Raw genomic sequence first — 16,255 nt, 5'->3', positions numbered from 1 at the left:
TATTTTCAATCGTTAATGCAGGTATTAATGCAGGTACTAATGCAGGGGGGGTCCTCCTGCGGGTTCTTTTTGGCCGAAGCCAGAATGGCGCGGATGGTATCGAACAGAACGGGTTTGAGTTCTTCAATCGAACAGGGGATGCCGTACACAATCGAGGAATAACAGACGGATCCGGTCAGTTCGAGAATCATGAAATAGACGAGCTGGGCATTTTCAAATTTCACGCCGCATTCGCGGGCCTTGGCTTCAAAGCGATTCGCCAGATCGAGACCGCCCTGACCCAGGGTGCTCTGCAGTTCCTTATGGAAGACGCCCATGGAAAGGCTGCGGCGGATCAGACGCAGAAGCAGGGGATTGTCGGAGAGCTGCTGAAGAATGCGGGAAATCATGAAAATGACCGCATCGTCAAAGTTTCGGATATCTTCCTCGTCGAGCTGGTCCTGCGCATTACGGACAATGCGCTGGGATTCCCGGTCGACCAGATAGTCCCGGATCTCTTCCTTATCCCTGAAAAAAGAATAGAAAGTGCCTTTCGCTACGCCGGCCCGGTTGGTAATGTCCGAAATGGAGACTTCCGCCAGATCCCGGCTGGAAAGAAGGGCAAGCGCAGCGCTGAGCAGGCTGTTTTTTTTATGAAGTTTATTCTGTTCGGCTTTTCCTGACATGGCTTCAGTATACACCCGAACCTTTAAAAAATATAAAAAATGACTGATAGTCATTTTTTAGGCATAGGGAATAAAGTGTCTGAAAGGGATACGGGCGTAAATATTGACCGATGGTCAAAAACTGAATAGGATGGGTGATGTGAAAGGAAACCAGTGAAAAACAGGTACTTACGGTTATGGAAAAGTGTTCAAAATTTATTGTTAAATACCGGAATATTATCTTGCTTGTAGCTACGCTTCTGCTGATTCCTTCGGTTATTGGATATATGAATACGCGTGTTAACTACGATATTCTGACATATCTTCCAAAGGATTCCCCCTCGATTGTGGCGCAGGATGTGCTGAGCGACGATTTCAACCTGGCGGGTACGGCGATGGTCGTTGTAGACGACATGCCGGACAAGGATGTGGCCAGGCTGGAAGAGCAGATTTCTCAGATCGACGGCGTCGATACGACGCTCTCCAAGACAGATGTCGTGGATGCCCAGATTCCGGCAGATGTTCTTCCTTCTTCGCTGACGGATGCCATCTATTCGGACGGATCGACGATGATCATCGTCACGTTCAAGGATGCAGCGGCCAGCGATTCCACGATGAATGCGATCGAGGAAATTAAAAAGCTCTGCAGCGACAACGTGCATGTCGCCGGTTTTTCCGCTATTACAGCGGATACGAAAGCGATGGTGGATCGGGAAACGCCGATTTATTCCGCCATTGCGGTTCTTCTGGTTTTAATTGTTCTTTCGCTCGGACTGAAGTCCTGGCTGGCGCCATTGATCTTCATTCTGGGCATGGTTTATCCAATTCTGTACAACATGGGAACCAATATTTTCCTTGGCGAGATTTCCTACGTCACCAAGGCGCTGAGCATGATTCTGCTGCTGGCCGTTTCCATGGACTACTCCATCTTCCTGCTGCACCGCTATCAGGAAGAGAAAAATAAAGGCGATTCCAAGGAAGACGCCATGGCCCGGGCCATTCATGCGACATGGCTTTCCATTACCAGCTCTTCCATTACGACAATCGCCGGCTTCCTTGCTCTGCTGGTCATGCAGCTGACGCTTGGACGCGATATCGGTATCGTCATGGCCAAAGGCGTTCTGTTCGCCGTGCTGTGTACGATTCTGGTTCTGCCTTCTCTGCTGATGTTCTTTGACCCATGGATTGAAAAATGGCAGCATCCGGTTCTGATCCGTCCGCTGCCGAAATTCTCCGACTGGGTTGTCAAGCATCGCAAAGCAATTCTGGTTGTCTTTGCCCTGCTGTTTGTTCCGGCCTTATGGTGCAACTCCCATACGGCACAGTATTACGACCTGGCTGCTTCTCTTCCTGCCGATCTTCCGGCGGTTGAGGGCACCAACGAACTGAAAGATAAATTCGATATGACGACTTCGCATTTCATCATGGTCGATCAGGATCTCTCCGCGTCCAAGACGCGTCAGATGGTCGATGAAATCGAAAACCTCGATGGAATTACGAGCGTAGTCGCCTATGAAAAGTTTGCCGGACCGATGATTCCTTCGGAACTTGAACCGGATGCCATCCGGGATGTACTCGAAGCCAACGGCCGCAAGCTGATTCTCGTCAATACGTCCTATCGTTCAGCTACCGATGAGCTGAACAATCAGATTGAAGATCTGTATTCCATTACACAGAAATACGATCCGAACGCGCTGATCGCCGGCGAGGGCAACATGACGCGCGATCTGATCAAGGTTACCGACATCGACTTCAAGATGGTCAACCTTGTTTCCATCCTCGCTATCTTCATTATTATTGCCCTTACCTTTAAATCGGTATCGCTGCCAATCCTGCTCGTGCTCTGTATTGAATTTGCGATTTTCGTCAACATGGGCATTCCGTATCTGACACATACCGAACTGCCGTTCATCGCCGGCATCGTTATCGGCACCATTCAGCTGGGTGCCTGCATCGACTACGCCATCCTGATAACGTCCAGATTCCGTGAAGAGCTCGCTGCGCATCAGCCGCCAAAAGAAGCCATTACGACGGCGATCACCCAGACGATGCCTTCCATTATTACTTCCGGTATGTCCTTCTTTGCGGCCTGCTCGGGCGTAAGCCTGATTGCCCGCATGGACCTGATCAAATCGCTGTGCACCCTGCTTGGCCGCGGCGCCCTGATCAGTGTCATCGTCATTCTGACGGTTCTGCCGGCTCTGCTTCTTACGTGCAACAAGTTCATCACCAGAACCACAAAAGGCTGGCCGAAAGCTGCACCGGAAGAAGACGCATCGAATTCGGATGCCAAAGCCGAAACTGCCCAAACGGTAAACACACAGGATTCCAAAACTGCTGCACAGACAGTGAATGACGTGAATTCAGAAAACCAGCCGCATTCTCCAGCCGGTTTTCGCCTGGACCAGCAGACCGGTCTGGCTTAGAAAATCCGCAGATTTTCCATCTTATCCTCATCTGTTCTATACAGGCAGGATGCCCGCAGTAAAAAAGCAGCTTGTCCACATGGCGCAGGCTTCCCATTGCCTGGCCGACAAGAATCAGCCTCCAGAACCATTTCCCGTTTGAAGGACCGAACGGGAAACGGACAGCGGAGGGAAAGGAATGCTATTTCGAATATGAAAAACTCAATTCAGAAACTCGGAGCCGCTCTGTTAAGCAGCGCTCTGTCTCTTTCCGCACTTCCTGTTAGCGTACTGGCCAGGGAAGCGGAACCTTCCAACGCCAGCCGCACGATCCTTCAGGAAGAAAGTGCAAAATCCAAAAAGGATGCGAAAGACACCACAAAAACCGAAACGGTTTACTCGTTCCTGGATGAAAACGGCAATATTTCCAAAACGATCGTTACGTCCTGGCTGCACAATCCAAACGGACTCGGCGAGATCAGCGAAAATCTGAAACTGAGCGACGTACAGGATCTGAAAGAAGACAACAAGCCGACCGTTTCCGGCGACGTCTACACATGGAACGTAAACGGCAACGATCTTTACTATCAGGGTACGTCCAGGGAAAAACTGCCGGTACAGATCAAAGTTACCTACAGCCTGGACGGAAAAACGATGACGGCCGAACAGCTCAAAGGCAAAAGCGGTCATCTGAAAATGAACGTGGAATTCGTTAACGATCAGAAGAAAACCGTTAATCTCAACGGAAAGAACGTCATCATTCATCCGCTCTTTGCAGCGGGCGGTCTGATGGATCTCGACGGCAAGATCTTCTCCAATATTTCCTGCGAACAGGGCGAGACCATTAATGACGGCGAACGCGAATTCCTGATGTTCGCTGCACTGCCTGGATTAACCGAAACAATGGACAGCGCCGGCCTTTCTTCCTTTACCGATAAGCTTGGCGCCAGTGATGATGTGACGATCGAAGCCGATGTAAAAGACTTTGAAGTGCCGCAGATGTATTTCGGTGCAACCAATGAAATCCAGCTTTCCGAACTGAGCGATATGGACGATCTGAGCGAACTCACTTCGAAACTGCAGCCGCTCTTTGACGGCGCTGACCAGCTTGTGGACGGCGCAGCCAAACTGAGCGACGGTGCCGATCAGCTGCTGGACGGAACAAACTCCCTCACCGACGGCATGGGCGCTTTGAAAGACGGTTCCGGAAAACTGCATGACGGTTCTTCCCAGCTGAAAGACGGAACCGCAGCCGCACAGGATGGCACCGCGGATCTCGAAGCCGGCGCGAAACGTCTGGCGGAAGGAACCGATGCTCTTGTTTCTGGTTCCAGCAAGCTGACCGCCGGAACTGCACAGCTCGAAAGCGGTGCAAAATCTGCCCAGGACGGCGTCAACAAGCTGTCCAAAGGCAGCGACGATCTGGCTGCCGGAACCGAACAGCTGGAAAGCGGATCGAAATCTCTGAGCGACGGTACGTCTCAGTTCAAGACAAAAGTTGATGCCCTTACCGGCCGGGACGGCCAGCTGTATCAGCTCGGCAATTCCTTCCTCGCTTTGAACAACGGCATGAAGAGCGCAAAATCCGGCGTATCGGAATTTACGAAAGCCGCTTCCGATAAGAGCGGTGAAGCCGCCGATGGCGCAGCGTCCTTCAAGACCCAGTTTGATCAGGGCGTGCAGTCTTTGCAGACTGGAGCCGATCAGGCCAAGGATGGTTCCAAACAGATTTCCGATGGTCTGAGCGCTCTGAATACTCAGATTTCCGGGATGGATCCGGCCAAGCTGTCAACACTGAGCACCCAGCTTTCCGGCGCTCTGACGACTCTGCAGGGTCAGAAGACGACGCTTGCGAACGATTTGCAGACGCTCAATACGATGAAGACCGCACTGAATAGTGCAAGCGCCAATGTCGGAACGCTTTCTTCGGGTATTCGTACGGACGTCAATACAATCAACCAGGGCGTAACCTCGGCCAACGCGCAGATTCAGGCAGCTAACAAGGAAATTGCCGATCGCAATACGAAACTTGCGGCGGCTTCCAACGCCAAAACCGGTGCGTCCAATGCGATCACCGCAGCACAGACCGCCAACAGTCAGGCCGCCACATCCGTATCGACTGCCTCTTCGCAGGTTGAAGCCGCACGTCAGGCGATTGCCGCTGCCGCTGCATCCACAACCGATGAAGCGACCAGGGCTGCCCTGAATGCCATTTCTCTGCCGCAGCTCTCCGGTGCGCTGACCAGCGTACAGGCTGCCGGAAGCAGTCTGGCCACCGCCAAGACTTCGGTAGACGATCTGCCGGCTTCGATTGCTCCGCTGCAGACGGCAATTACACCGATTTCCACAGCCAATGTGGAAAGTCTTTCCCAGAAACTCAGCCAGATTTCCACGATCTCCACTTCACTCGATGGAGCCGTCCAGCAGCTGACCAGCCTGGATCACGATATCGATACAGCCATTACCGCACTGACCGGCGTACAGAATGGTCTGAACCAGATCAGCGCCAGCGAGGATTTCACTAACCTGAGCGCTTCGCTGACGAAACTCCAGCAGGCAACCGACAAGTTAAGTACCGCTGCCTCCCAGCTGCATACCGGCATCTCCACACTCGATGACGGTGTCGGCGAACTGACAGCGAAGACGGATGACGGCATTGACCAGCTCGAAAGCGGTCTGCGCACATTAAGCCAGACGCTGTCCACAAAAGCCGACGACCTGAATAAGGGTATGGATCAGCTTGCGGATTCGACCCAGAAACTGGCCGACAGCCGCACGACACTCATTGATGCCGCCACATCGCTGAGCACCGCTGCCGCGTCCATGAATGACGGCGCAGCCAAACTCGCCAGCGGCGCTTCGAGCGTCAATGCCGGTGCCAAGGCGCTGCAGGCCGGTCATCTGGAACTGATCAACGGCGTAACCGTATTAAGCAAGGGCGCGTCGGATGTACACAGCGGCATGAACGATCTGAACGCTGGTATCGCCCAGACGCACGACGGCGCTTCCCGTCTCTACGCCGGATCGAGCGCTCTGCATGCAGGCGCTGTACAGCTGAATCAGGGAGCCAGTCAGCTGTATGACGGAGCAAGCCAGCTTGATGACGGCATCACCCAGGCGCAGGATGGCGCCGCACAACTCAAGGATGGCGCAAGCCAGCTTGATGACGGTGCGCGTCAGCTGAAAGACGGAACCGTCAAACTCAATGACGAAGGCATGAGCCAGCTGAAAAAAGCTCTGAACTGGGGCGAAGAAGAAATCGCCATGTTCAAGGACCTCTGCAATGAAACGATCCGTTTCAACGAAGAGTACTCCACCTTCGCCGGTGCACCGGAAGGTGCCAAGACTTCGGTTCGCTACATCTTCAAAGTCGAAACCCCGGACACCAGGAAGTCGGACAATAAGAAATCGGAAGACAAGAAAGCCGACGATTCCAAAGCCGACGATTCAAAAGCTGACTCCAGCGAAAGCGAAAGCAGCGAAAAGTAAGGAACGAAGAAACGCTCGATGAAAATCGATGCGAACCCGTTTCGTTCATAAATTCTGAACGACAGAACTCTGTCCAGGCACAATAGGCTGATCCAGCCTGAGGGAACTTCAGAACCCTCAGAAGGATCAGCCTTTTTTTCGGCCGCTTTCCAAAATGAAATCCGTTTTGCGAATAAGTACAGCACAGAACGAGAAAAACGGCACAGGCGTATCGCTCGGTAACCGGACTTGAAAGAGGCAGGACCGCCGCTTTTCCAGGCGGGAGCGGCTCTCGAAAAAAGCGCAAAAAGGCCTTTATATACAACTAAGATAAGAAATTGACCCGATCCGATACTTGAGAAAAAAGAGTCGGAAAGGACGGCGAGAAAACAGAACTGACATTATGCGAACCGCATTTTTATATGGTCAGTTGAAAAGAAAGACGGACACCGATCGGGTAGTATGGCACTAGAAAACTGCAATATAGTGATCGACATATTTACCGGACGCATAACGAAGGAAACTTCACAGCCCGGCAACATAGAATAAGGAGATTGTGCATGAAACGAAAACATATTTATCCGATTCCCCCAGCCTATGGGTCAACGCGTCCAAAACTTGGACATCGTCTTGGCGCCTGGGTATTAAGCCTGACGATGGCGTTTTCCTTTCTTTCGCCGACAGCCATGCTGGCAAAGGAAAAGCCGGATTTTACCGACGCACCAAACGGTACAGTAACTGTCGAGGACGACTCGGTTCGCTACGCGTTTGATTCGACGCAGATTCAAAACGATGCTGCATCGGAAGAAGAGGCAGAACCAGAAAACGAACAGCCGCTCGATCCGGTGTACAAGGAAGATCCAAGCGGACCGGACGGTTCGGATATTCTTCCCGAATACAACGAAGATTCTCCCGAAACCCGTACCCGCGTTATGGATACGACCCGCATGCCGTACAGCGCCATCTGCAAGCTTCGTCTGGAATTTGTAGACCAGAACGATGAACACCGCTATTACGTCGGTACCGGCTTTGTCATTGGTCCAAATACGGTTCTGACGTGCGGCCACTGTATTTACGATGTGGAACACGGCTACGGCTGGATCCAAAGCATTCATATCACCCCGGGTGCCACCGATTATTCCGCACCGTTTGGCGCGTGGACGAGTGAAGATGTTGAATATTTCGAAGTCGATAAAGGCTGGCTGAACGACGCCCACGAAGCCAACGACGTGGCACTGATTGTACTCAACGACGACATTGCCGCCAAAACCGGCAAGCTTCCGCTTTCGATTGACGGCGCCAAGGCCCAGCGGCTGCATCTGAGCGGCTATCCGGCGGAATACAATCACGAAAATGACATTTCGACCCAGTACGAAAGCTGGGGCAGCGATGTGGAAGTGTTTGACCGCATTCTGGAATCCAACACGTACGGCAGCGGCGGCCAGAGCGGATCGCCGATGCTGAACGAAAACGGCGAAGTCGTTTCTCTGTTTGCCTACGTCTATGTGTACCGTGACCGTTCCGGCGGACCTCTGATGGACCGTGAACGTCTCGTCTGGATCGCGCAGAACTCGCGTGTACCGGATCCGGTCTTCCGTCTGTATAACCCGAATTCCGGCGAACATTTCTACACGCTGAATCTGCAGGAAGCCAATTACCTCGATCGGGCCGGCTGGAATGCAGAAGGTCTGGCCTGGTCTTCCTGCGACGAAGACAACGCGATTCCGGTCTTCCGTCTGTATAACCCGAATACCGGCGATCATCACTACACCATCGATGAGAAGGAATACAACGCGCTGCAGGGCTTTGGCTGGCGCGCAGAAGGCGAATCCTGGAAAGCTGCACTGGAACATTATGAACATCCGGTTTATCGTCTCTATAACCCGAATGCCGAAACCGGCAGCCATCATTTCACTCTCAGTGAAGATGAACGCGATAATCTGATTTACTACGGCTGGAAATACGAAGGCATCGCCTTCTACGCTGACTAATCCCGAAACTGTCCCTTGCGGACAGTTTTTTATGGGCTCCCTTTTCCAGAGCGGAAACGATGAAGGTTCAAAAAGGAGACAGAATGGAACGAAGGAAAATCTCTGCTAAAGAAGAAGCAGAGGATTACAATGAAAAACGTCTGTAACCAGTATGTAAGATAGTGAAGCAAGGCTTCACTCATCCGCATAAGCCGCAAAGCCATTCCGGTTTAAATGGGCGGGACACCGCCCGGCAGGTACAGACCGAAGGCGGCTGGCCAAAACCGCCCAACCCAGGCCAAAACAAAGACAAAACGGTGCGAAACAAAGCCAGAAGAAAACCAGCCAGCGGTAGCCAGCCCGGATGGAGGAGGGAACAGAAATGAATATTCGAAGAGCGGATCTTCACGATCTTGACGTCATTGACAGCCTGCTCAGTCAGGTTCTGGAAGTACACCATCAGGCGCGCCCGGATCTCTTTAAGACCGGCGCCCGCAAATACACCGACGAACAGCTCGAAACGATTCTTCGCGAGGAAAAGACACCGGTCTTTGTTTACGAAGATGAAGAAGGACAGGTTCGCGGCTATGCGTTCTGCATTTTTCAGGAGCATCCCAACGACAATATCCTCACGCCGATCAAAACGCTCTATATCGACGATCTCTGCGTCGATCAGAACATCCGCCATCAGCACATCGGCCGTCATCTGTATGAATACGTCTGCGACTTCGCACGAAAGAGCGGCTGTTACAACGTGACGCTCAACGTATGGGCAGACAATACTTCGGCCCTTCACTTTTATGAGTCGCTCAATCTCAAGCCGCAGAAAATCGGCATGGAAAAGATTCTCGAGTACCCGTCCGAGAGGGAAAATCGCGAATAAAATCGCATAGATCGCTGCAGATTCATGCAGATTCGCACAAATCCGCAGATTCACGGAGATTCAGCAGATCGACAGAGATCCGCACATCATCCGGTGAGACCTCAAAGAGGACACAGGAAAATCGCCCGCAAGGAGAAACGCTTTGTTTCTTTCTGCGGGCGATTTTCGTATGCATGGATTTTGAAACGGGGACAGCAGAGGAGGACAGGAGCGGAAAAACGGAGGATGACTCTATATCCTGGGATCCTGACTGTTCTATTTGGATTCGGTGTCTGTATCTTCCGGCAGACGCTTGATGGAAAAGGAGGCCTGATCGGAATTGTTCTGGATCTGGTGGACCTGAAAGCCGTTTTCTGCAATCTGCTGGTTGCGGCGATCGCGGCGATGGAACGAGGCGCGATCGTTTCGGGAAGCGGAAGCTTTCAGAATGGAGCGGGCCAGACGGTCGGCTTCTTTAGGATCCACATCTTCCAGACCGGATTCTTCCGAGCTGCTCTCTTCGTGAGCCGGCGCAGTTCTTCGTTCCGGAGAAGGGGCCGCCTTGCGTTCGATCGAAGAAGCTGCGGATTCTGAAGGAGCAGAAGAGGGTGAAGAGGCAGTCGGTTCAGAAGACGTCGTCTGTGTGTCTGCAGAGGACGAGGAAGGAGCCAAATGAATATGGGCATCTTCAGCGGGAAGGACCGGTTCAGCCGGTTCGTTTTCGTTCGTGTCCGTCGGTACAGACGCTTCCCTCGGCTGTTCGGTCTGCGCGGCTGCGTCTGGTTCGTTTGCGGCAGCATCTGGTTCGAGTTCTTCCTGTTCAGAAACCGATTCCTTCTCATCGTCGCGTTCTGCCGGGATCGCATCGTCCTGTGTATCGGCTGTGAAAGTTTCTTCTGCTTTTGCCGGCGTTTCTTTCGGACTTTCGTCGGGATTCTCGTCCTCGGCTTTGTGCGCTTCAGATTTCGCATCGTCTGCATGTTCCAAAGAAGCATCCGATCGGTTGGATCCTTCGTCTGCCGGTGCGGTTTCGCCAGCCGGCGTTGCAGGGGCGGAAGGGGTCAGGACAATGTCCTTGGCCATCTGGTTTCTGGTCCACAGTTTCGCGCCGAAAAAGGAAAGAATTTCCAGAAGCAGAAGGATGACGGATTCGATCTGAATGACCGGCAGTTCCAGCATGAATACGGAAAGCGCGCCGACTACATTCAGAAGCATCAGTCCTGCGCCGCATTTGCGCAGGGCGTCTCCATAAATTTCCTGAGCGCGAATCCAGCGCTTTGTGCCCGGTTCAAGATCCGGGCTCGAATAGCCGGAAAGACTGTCATACTCTTTCGCCTTTAAAAAGCCGAGAATCTGGGTGCCTTTCAGAAAAATAAAAAAGGAAAGCAGAAAGTTGCAGAGAAAATACAGAATATTCATGGTGACTCCTTATCGTGTACAGATACTGTTGAACAGCGGCCGGGAAAGAAACCGGGCCGTTTTTTAAGATTCCCGTGGTCGGACAGGCTTTGAAAATCAAAAAAATCCCAGACTGACCGCGTTATGGGTGCCTATCCAAAATACCGGAAAAGAATAGTAAAGTTTTTAATAAGCCTCGGTTTTCCAGACGGCCGATGGATGAAAAGAAATTGAGCGGCCGGTATAATTCATATTACAGGTTTATTTCCGGTTTCCGGGCGATTTGAGCGAACGGCACGATCGGCGGGAAACCGTTTTATTCAGGAAAGGGAAAAGATATGTCAGATAATTCGGGTAAAGATCTGCTCCCCATGCTTCTGCCCATGGCGCTGGCCTTTGTTCTGCATCTGGGGTTCATTTTCAAACTCCTTTTTATTATTCCAGTCATTTACTATGTCGGCCATTTTTTAGGTCAGGCCAGAACGCGAACGGAGTACGTTTCCCCGCAAAAGCCGCAAAACAGCGAGTATAACGAGGCGATGTTCGGCTATTCGCATCCGGTCGTCATGCCGTATGCCTTTTATTATCTGGAAGGGCTGATGATGTATCTCTATTCCTTCCTTCTGTTTTTCGCACCAGGCCTCAGCCGCTATTTTTCCAACTGGGGCTCGGTCTACCTGGGCATGGGGGCACTGAAAGCCGGTCCGCGTACGTATTCTTCTCCTGCGAATTCTTCGCAAAGCCATGCGTCCCGTACACAGGCGCGGCCGTCTCAAAAGCCGCCCATTCCGAAAAAGCCGCCGATTCCCAATGTGAAAGACACACGTGCTTCCAGCGGAAGCGGGCAACTTTTCCCACGACCGGAGAAAAAGGCCCGGCCAGTCGTTGACGAGGCCAAGGAGACGCAGCGCGCGATCGAGCGCAATCTGCTGACACAGATCGAAAACAACGACCGGGAACTGCACCGCATCAAGGACAATTCCGAGGCCATTCTCGAAAACATTTTTGGTGGAAGCAAACTGTCGATTGCCCGTTTCACAGCTGGACTGGATGAAGCGATCGCCATGTCCCAGAACAATCTCGAACAGGCCAGACAGTATGTGAAGATTGGTCATAACATGGACATTTTGCGCAAATACTATGAACGTTCCGTCCAGATCAATAAGAAAGCCGCCGATCTGCTCGATTCGCTCGTTACCCATCAGCAGGCGGAAAACGATGACGATTTCGAAGAAATGACCCGCCGCCTCGACGAACTGCAGGATTCCATCAAGTACTACGAACTGCACTGATCAGAAAATCCAGATTCGAAAGAGAGGACAGAGTCATACGATTTACCCCTTGAATTGCCAGGCCGGAGCATACGCTCCGGCTTTTTTGCGGCAAAAAGTGTGAAAAGGGAAGATACGAATGGAAGAAAGAACGACAGAGGCCAAAAGGCAAGAACGTATCTTCCGAAAAACATGATAAAAACATACAAAGCGAGCAAGAATAACGTTCAGATGGCGGAGACAGGCGTCTTTGTATGGCGATCAGAGGATCACGTATTATTATTTTTGTTGGTGAATTTGAACATCGAACACGGATCGGCTGTTCTGGTTCGATGTTTTTCATTTTCCGACAAGGGAAAAGGAGATAGTTTTTATGCAATCCATTAAAAATGGGTGTCTGAAGCTCGTTCGAAGCTACAACCGTACCAGCCTGATTCTTCGCATTCTGATTGGTCTGGTGATTGGCGTCATACTGGCTTTGCTGGTGCCAGGCTGGACCTGGATTGGCGAATTTGGAAATCTGTTTGTCGGCGCGCTGAAAGGCGTGGCGCCGATTCTGGTTTTTGTTCTTGTCGCAAGTGCGCTTGCGCAAAATTCTTCCCGCCTTGACCGCCGGTTTGGTACTGTCATCTGGCTGTACATGCTGACGACATTTTTAGCCGCTGTACTGGCGGTGCTGGCGTCCCGCCTGTTTCCGCAGACCATCGTTCTGCCCGAAGCGGCGAGCGCGTCCACGATTCCGCAGGGCCTCGATGAAGTCATGCATACCCTGCTGGCCAATATCGTTTCCAACCCGATCCAGTCGATCGCGGACGGCAACTATATCGGCATTCTGTTTTATGCGGTTCTCTTTGGTCTGGCGATGAAAGCCTGCGCTTCGGACAATACGAAGAAGTTCATGAACGACGTGGCGGAAGCCGTCAGCAAGATCGTTCGCTGGGTAATCAACCTGGCGCCCTTTGGCATCATGGGTCTGATTTACACGACTGTATCGACAAGCGGTCTGTCCATCTTTACCGATTACGGAAAGCTGCTGCTTCTGCTCGTCGGCACGATGCTGTTCATGGCGCTCGTCGTTTCCCCGTTTGTGGTGTTCTGCTATCTGCACGTCAATCCATATCCGCTCGTGTTCAAGTGCCTGAAAGAATCCGGCATTCCGGCATTCTTTACCCGCAGTTCGGCTGCGAATATTCCAGTCAACATGGAACTGTGCAAGAAGATGGGTCTCGATAAGGATTTCTATTCCGTATCGATTCCGCTGGGCAGCACGATCAACATGGACGGCGCTGCGATCACGATTACGATCATGACACTCGCTGCCGCCAATACGCTGGGCATTCAGGTTTCCTTCCCGGCTGCGGTTCTGCTTTCGATGATGGCTGCGCTCGGTGCATGCGGCGCTTCGGGTATTGCCGGCGGATCTCTTCTGCTGATCCCGATGGCCTGCTCCCTGTTTGGCATTTCTCAGGATGTGGCCATGCAGGTCGTAGCGGTCGGCTTCATTATCGGTGTCGTTCAGGATTCGGTAGAAACCTGCCTGAACTCCGCCGGCGATGCCGTCTTTACCGCGACAGCGGAATTCATTCAGTGGAAAAAAGAAGGAAAACCGCTTCCGGAATTCCTTCGCAAGAAAAAAGCTTCCAGGTAATTCGAAGCTTTATGCAGAAAATTTCAGATAAAAACTGGCTGAGTCGGACGGATCCGCTCAGCCAGTTTTCATTAAATGGCGGAATTTGAAGCGCAGCGTATTTTCGGGAGATTCGTATTTTGGAACGCGTATAGAGCGTTTACTGGGTGTTTACAAATCGCTTAGGCACAAAGCCGCGTTTCATCACCCGTCTGCCAGGCTCCGTTCCAGAAGCCCATTTCAAAACGGGAACAGGTCTGGAAAATATTCTCGAGGGCATCGAGCCGCTCTTTGGAAAGCTCTCTGGTCAGATCGTCGAGCAGCGCGCAGAGGTCATCGTTTTCTTTGGCGTAATCGGCCGAGTCGTATTGCGCAAACCAGCTGCCGTACAGCGGATCGTTTAAGGCTTCGGGCTTTTCCTTGACGATTTCGTGCGCGATGTATTCGTAGCTGAGGGCGCAGGCGAGAATCGAAATTAAAATTTCTTCCTGTTTGCCTTCGAGACAGACTTTGAGCATGTAGGAGGTATAGCCAAGATTTTCCAGCGAAGGAACGGCACGCTCCAGATCCTGTTTCGAAATGCCGAGCGCTTCAAACGCGCCGCGGTGAACGTCGAGCTCGAAATTGTTGATCCGCTTCAGATAATGTTCGCAAACGGCGCGAAAGGCGGGGTCGGTGCCCTTAACCATACCCAGAAGGAAGCAGCGTCCATACTCTTTCAAATACAGATAGTCCTGCATCATGTAGCCGGTATAGCGATCGTGCGAGAGCGTCCCATTGGCCAGCTTTTGCAGAAACGGATGGCGGAGGTAATGGTTCCAGTACGGAATGGAATCGTTTAAAAGACGCGCGCTGAAGGAATCTTTCTTATGACGAAGCGCTTCAATCACTGGGCGGCTCCTTTCTTTACCATTTTGGATTTGCCAAGGCGCTCCAGCGTTTTGAGCGGCAGGGCGAGCATGACCAGCGTGCAAAGAAGGAACAGCGGGACCTTGCTGGTGAGGTGGTACGTCATGCTGTAAGCCCAGGGACCCCAGCCCGACCAGGCGTTCTGGGAAAAGAAGACAACACCGCTGGCCGCATGGCCCATGAACTTGATCGCAAACGCGAGCAGAAGGCCGGGAAGAATGCCCAGCTTCGTTTTCGCCGAAAACAGTCCTGCATAGCCCAGGCAGGAAAAGCACACCAGGTGTTCCACAAAAATCTGTGCCCAATGGACCGGCTGCCAGGTAGGAAGCAGTGCGATGGAAAGCAGACCGGTAATCCATCCGGAAAGAATGGCCAGCTTTGGATCAAAGCAGATGGCCAGAACCAGCAGCGGCACGGGCGAACACAGCGTGATCACCGCGCCGGTCGGCAGCGGAATGAAAATGGATTCCAGAATCAGGGTCAGCGCGATGCAGATCGCGCAGATCGAAATCGAAGACGTGGTCAGCTTTACGTCCTTAACCAGCCAGAGGCTGATTCCAAAATAGGCGATGAGACTGACGACAATAAGAATCTGCGTAAGCATCGTACCTAGACCTCCGGATCGTTTTCAGGAAGATCAAAAAAATCTTCGTGACCTTTAAAGGCATGGTTCATCGGTCCGGGACCGCTGCCCAGATTCAGGCCGTCGTCCAGTGCCCGGGTAATGTACGCTTTGGCTCTTCGTACGGACTGAGGCAGATTAAACCCTTTGGCCAGATTGGCTGCGATGGCGCTCGAAAGGGTACAGCCGGTGCCGTGCGTGTTTTCCGTCTGGACGCGTTCGCCTTCAAACCAGATCAGATTGCTTCCGTCGTAAAGCACGTCGTTGGCGTCTTCGACGCGATGACCGCCTTTGACAAGAACGGCGGTATGGAAGGTGCTGCCCAGATTGCGGGCGGCTTTTTCCATGTCGTCCCGGTTCTGAATGGAGAAGCCGCAGAGAACTTCGGCTTCGGGGATGTTTGGCGTGATCAGGGTGGCGTCCTGGATCAGATGCGTTTTAAGCGCCTCGATGGCGTCTGGATCAATGAGCAGACTGCCGCTGGTGGAAACCATGACGGGATCGACGACGGTTTTTACATCCGGAATTTCCTGAAGGGATAAAGCGACCGCTTCAATGGCAGGTGCACTGCCGACCATGCCGATTTTGACGGCGTCGGGTCGAATATCGTGAACGACCATTTCAATCTGTTCGCGGATAAATTCGGGAGTGACGGGGAAGATATTGCTGACGCCGGTTGTGTTCTGGGCCGTCAGAGACGTCATGGCCGCCATGGCGAAAACGCCATTGCACGTCATAGTCTTCAGATCGGCCTGAATGCCGGCGCCTCCGCTCGGATCGGATCCGGCGATGGATAATGCAGTATACATATTCGTATTCCTCTTTCTTTTGAGTTCTTTCATGCATTTTCTTTTGTTACGCGGCGCAAGGTGGTGCCCCCAATTCGTCGCGGCTGGATTTGGATTCGATCGAGAATTCGATCGTTACCAGCATTTTTTCTTTGCTGCTTCGTCAATGTCATTAAGTTAAGATTTCTCAGACCACATCAGCGTTAAGCAGTGATGTGGTCTTTTTTCTACTCTTCAAGTCAAATCTCGAATGATTCGAGTTTTTTCACTTTTTTCTAAAAATCTATTGAC

General features: G+C 52.1%; 11 protein-coding genes. 6 read left to right on the top strand and 5 right to left on the bottom strand.

What is annotated here, in order from left to right:
- Positions 1-5: 5 nt before the first annotated feature.
- On the bottom strand, positions 6-665 hold the full coding sequence (locus Afil_RS02105; protein WP_230266876.1) for a TetR/AcrR family transcriptional regulator: 660 nt from the start codon (positions 663-665) through the stop codon (positions 6-8).
- Positions 666-931: 266 nt separating this feature from the next.
- On the opposite strand from Afil_RS02105, the gene Afil_RS02100 reads away from it, so the two are divergent.
- The 4 genes from Afil_RS02100 to Afil_RS02085 all read left to right on the top strand — a co-directional run bounded on the left by Afil_RS02100 (position 932) and on the right by Afil_RS02085 (position 9,370).
- Entirely contained in the window at positions 932-3,070 is a 2,139-nt protein-coding gene (locus Afil_RS02100) for an efflux RND transporter permease subunit (protein ID WP_230266875.1), read from the top strand.
- Between the two features lie 192 nt (positions 3,071-3,262).
- Positions 3,263-6,538 carry a phage tail family protein gene (locus Afil_RS02095; protein ID WP_230266874.1) on the top strand — a complete coding sequence of 1,092 codons (3,276 nt, stop codon included), beginning with the start codon at positions 3,263-3,265 and terminating at the stop codon, positions 6,536-6,538.
- Between the two features lie 539 nt (positions 6,539-7,077).
- Positions 7,078-8,508, top strand: coding sequence for a trypsin-like peptidase domain-containing protein (locus Afil_RS02090; RefSeq protein WP_230266873.1), 1,431 nt, complete (start codon positions 7,078-7,080; stop codon positions 8,506-8,508).
- 361 nt (positions 8,509-8,869) lie between these two features.
- Complete coding sequence (locus Afil_RS02085; RefSeq protein ID WP_230266872.1) at positions 8,870-9,370, top strand: GNAT family N-acetyltransferase; 501 nt, start codon at positions 8,870-8,872, stop codon at positions 9,368-9,370.
- Positions 9,371-9,625: 255 nt separating this feature from the next.
- Here Afil_RS02085 and Afil_RS02080 read toward each other — a convergent pair whose 3' ends face one another.
- Complete coding sequence (locus tag Afil_RS02080; protein ID WP_230266871.1) at positions 9,626-10,768, bottom strand: hypothetical protein; 1,143 nt, start codon at positions 10,766-10,768, stop codon at positions 9,626-9,628.
- A 317-nt stretch (positions 10,769-11,085) separates the two neighbouring features.
- Here Afil_RS02080 and Afil_RS02075 point away from each other — a divergent pair, with 317 nt between their 5' ends.
- Together Afil_RS02075 and sstT are read left to right on the top strand one after the other, a co-directional pair.
- The gene (locus Afil_RS02075; RefSeq protein ID WP_230266870.1) at positions 11,086-12,039 is read left to right on the top strand and encodes a hypothetical protein; all 954 of its coding nucleotides are present in this window, start codon (positions 11,086-11,088) and stop codon (positions 12,037-12,039) included.
- A 352-nt stretch (positions 12,040-12,391) separates the two neighbouring features.
- Positions 12,392-13,666 carry a serine/threonine transporter SstT gene (gene sstT / locus Afil_RS02070; RefSeq protein ID WP_230266869.1) on the top strand — a complete coding sequence of 425 codons (1,275 nt, stop codon included), beginning with the start codon at positions 12,392-12,394 and terminating at the stop codon, positions 13,664-13,666.
- Between the two features lie 161 nt (positions 13,667-13,827).
- Here sstT and tenA read toward each other — a convergent pair whose 3' ends face one another.
- From tenA to thiD, 3 genes are read right to left on the bottom strand one after another with little or no spacing between them, the layout of a single operon-like run.
- Entirely contained in the window at positions 13,828-14,535 is a 708-nt protein-coding gene (tenA, locus tag Afil_RS02065; RefSeq protein WP_230266868.1) for a thiaminase II, read from the bottom strand.
- Positions 14,532-15,158, bottom strand: a complete 627-nt coding sequence (locus Afil_RS02060; protein ID WP_230266867.1) for an energy-coupled thiamine transporter ThiT — start codon at positions 15,156-15,158, stop codon at positions 14,532-14,534. The genes tenA and Afil_RS02060 overlap by 4 nt, the downstream gene beginning before the upstream one ends.
- A 5-nt stretch (positions 15,159-15,163) precedes the next feature.
- On the bottom strand, positions 15,164-15,985 hold the full coding sequence (gene thiD / locus Afil_RS02055; protein WP_230266866.1) for a bifunctional hydroxymethylpyrimidine kinase/phosphomethylpyrimidine kinase: 822 nt from the start codon (positions 15,983-15,985) through the stop codon (positions 15,164-15,166).
- Positions 15,986-16,255: the final 270 nt, after the last annotated feature.

Source organism: Allobaculum fili, from assembly GCF_020969955.1.
Taxonomy (GTDB): Bacteria; Bacillota_I; Bacilli_A; order Erysipelotrichales; family Erysipelotrichaceae; genus Allobaculum; species Allobaculum fili.
The sequence above is the reverse complement of the archived record's forward strand: the minus strand, read 5'-3'. Positions and strand labels throughout refer to the sequence as shown.

Coding starts and splice junctions, on each gene's coding strand:
- Afil_RS02105 (WP_230266876.1), bottom strand. CDS start 665: ATGTCAGGAAAAGCCGAACAGAATAAACTTCATAAAAAAAACAGCCTG.
- Afil_RS02100 (WP_230266875.1), top strand. CDS start 932: ATGAATACGCGTGTTAACTACGATATTCTGACATATCTTCCAAAGGAT.
- Afil_RS02095 (WP_230266874.1), top strand. CDS start 3,263: ATGAAAAACTCAATTCAGAAACTCGGAGCCGCTCTGTTAAGCAGCGCT.
- Afil_RS02090 (WP_230266873.1), top strand. CDS start 7,078: ATGAAACGAAAACATATTTATCCGATTCCCCCAGCCTATGGGTCAACG.
- Afil_RS02085 (WP_230266872.1), top strand. CDS start 8,870: ATGAATATTCGAAGAGCGGATCTTCACGATCTTGACGTCATTGACAGC.
- Afil_RS02080 (WP_230266871.1), bottom strand. CDS start 10,768: ATGAATATTCTGTATTTTCTCTGCAACTTTCTGCTTTCCTTTTTTATT.
- Afil_RS02075 (WP_230266870.1), top strand. CDS start 11,086: ATGTCAGATAATTCGGGTAAAGATCTGCTCCCCATGCTTCTGCCCATG.
- sstT (WP_230266869.1), top strand. CDS start 12,392: ATGCAATCCATTAAAAATGGGTGTCTGAAGCTCGTTCGAAGCTACAAC.
- Afil_RS02060 (WP_230266867.1), bottom strand. CDS start 15,158: ATGCTTACGCAGATTCTTATTGTCGTCAGTCTCATCGCCTATTTTGGA.
- thiD (WP_230266866.1), bottom strand. CDS start 15,985: ATGTATACTGCATTATCCATCGCCGGATCCGATCCGAGCGGAGGCGCC.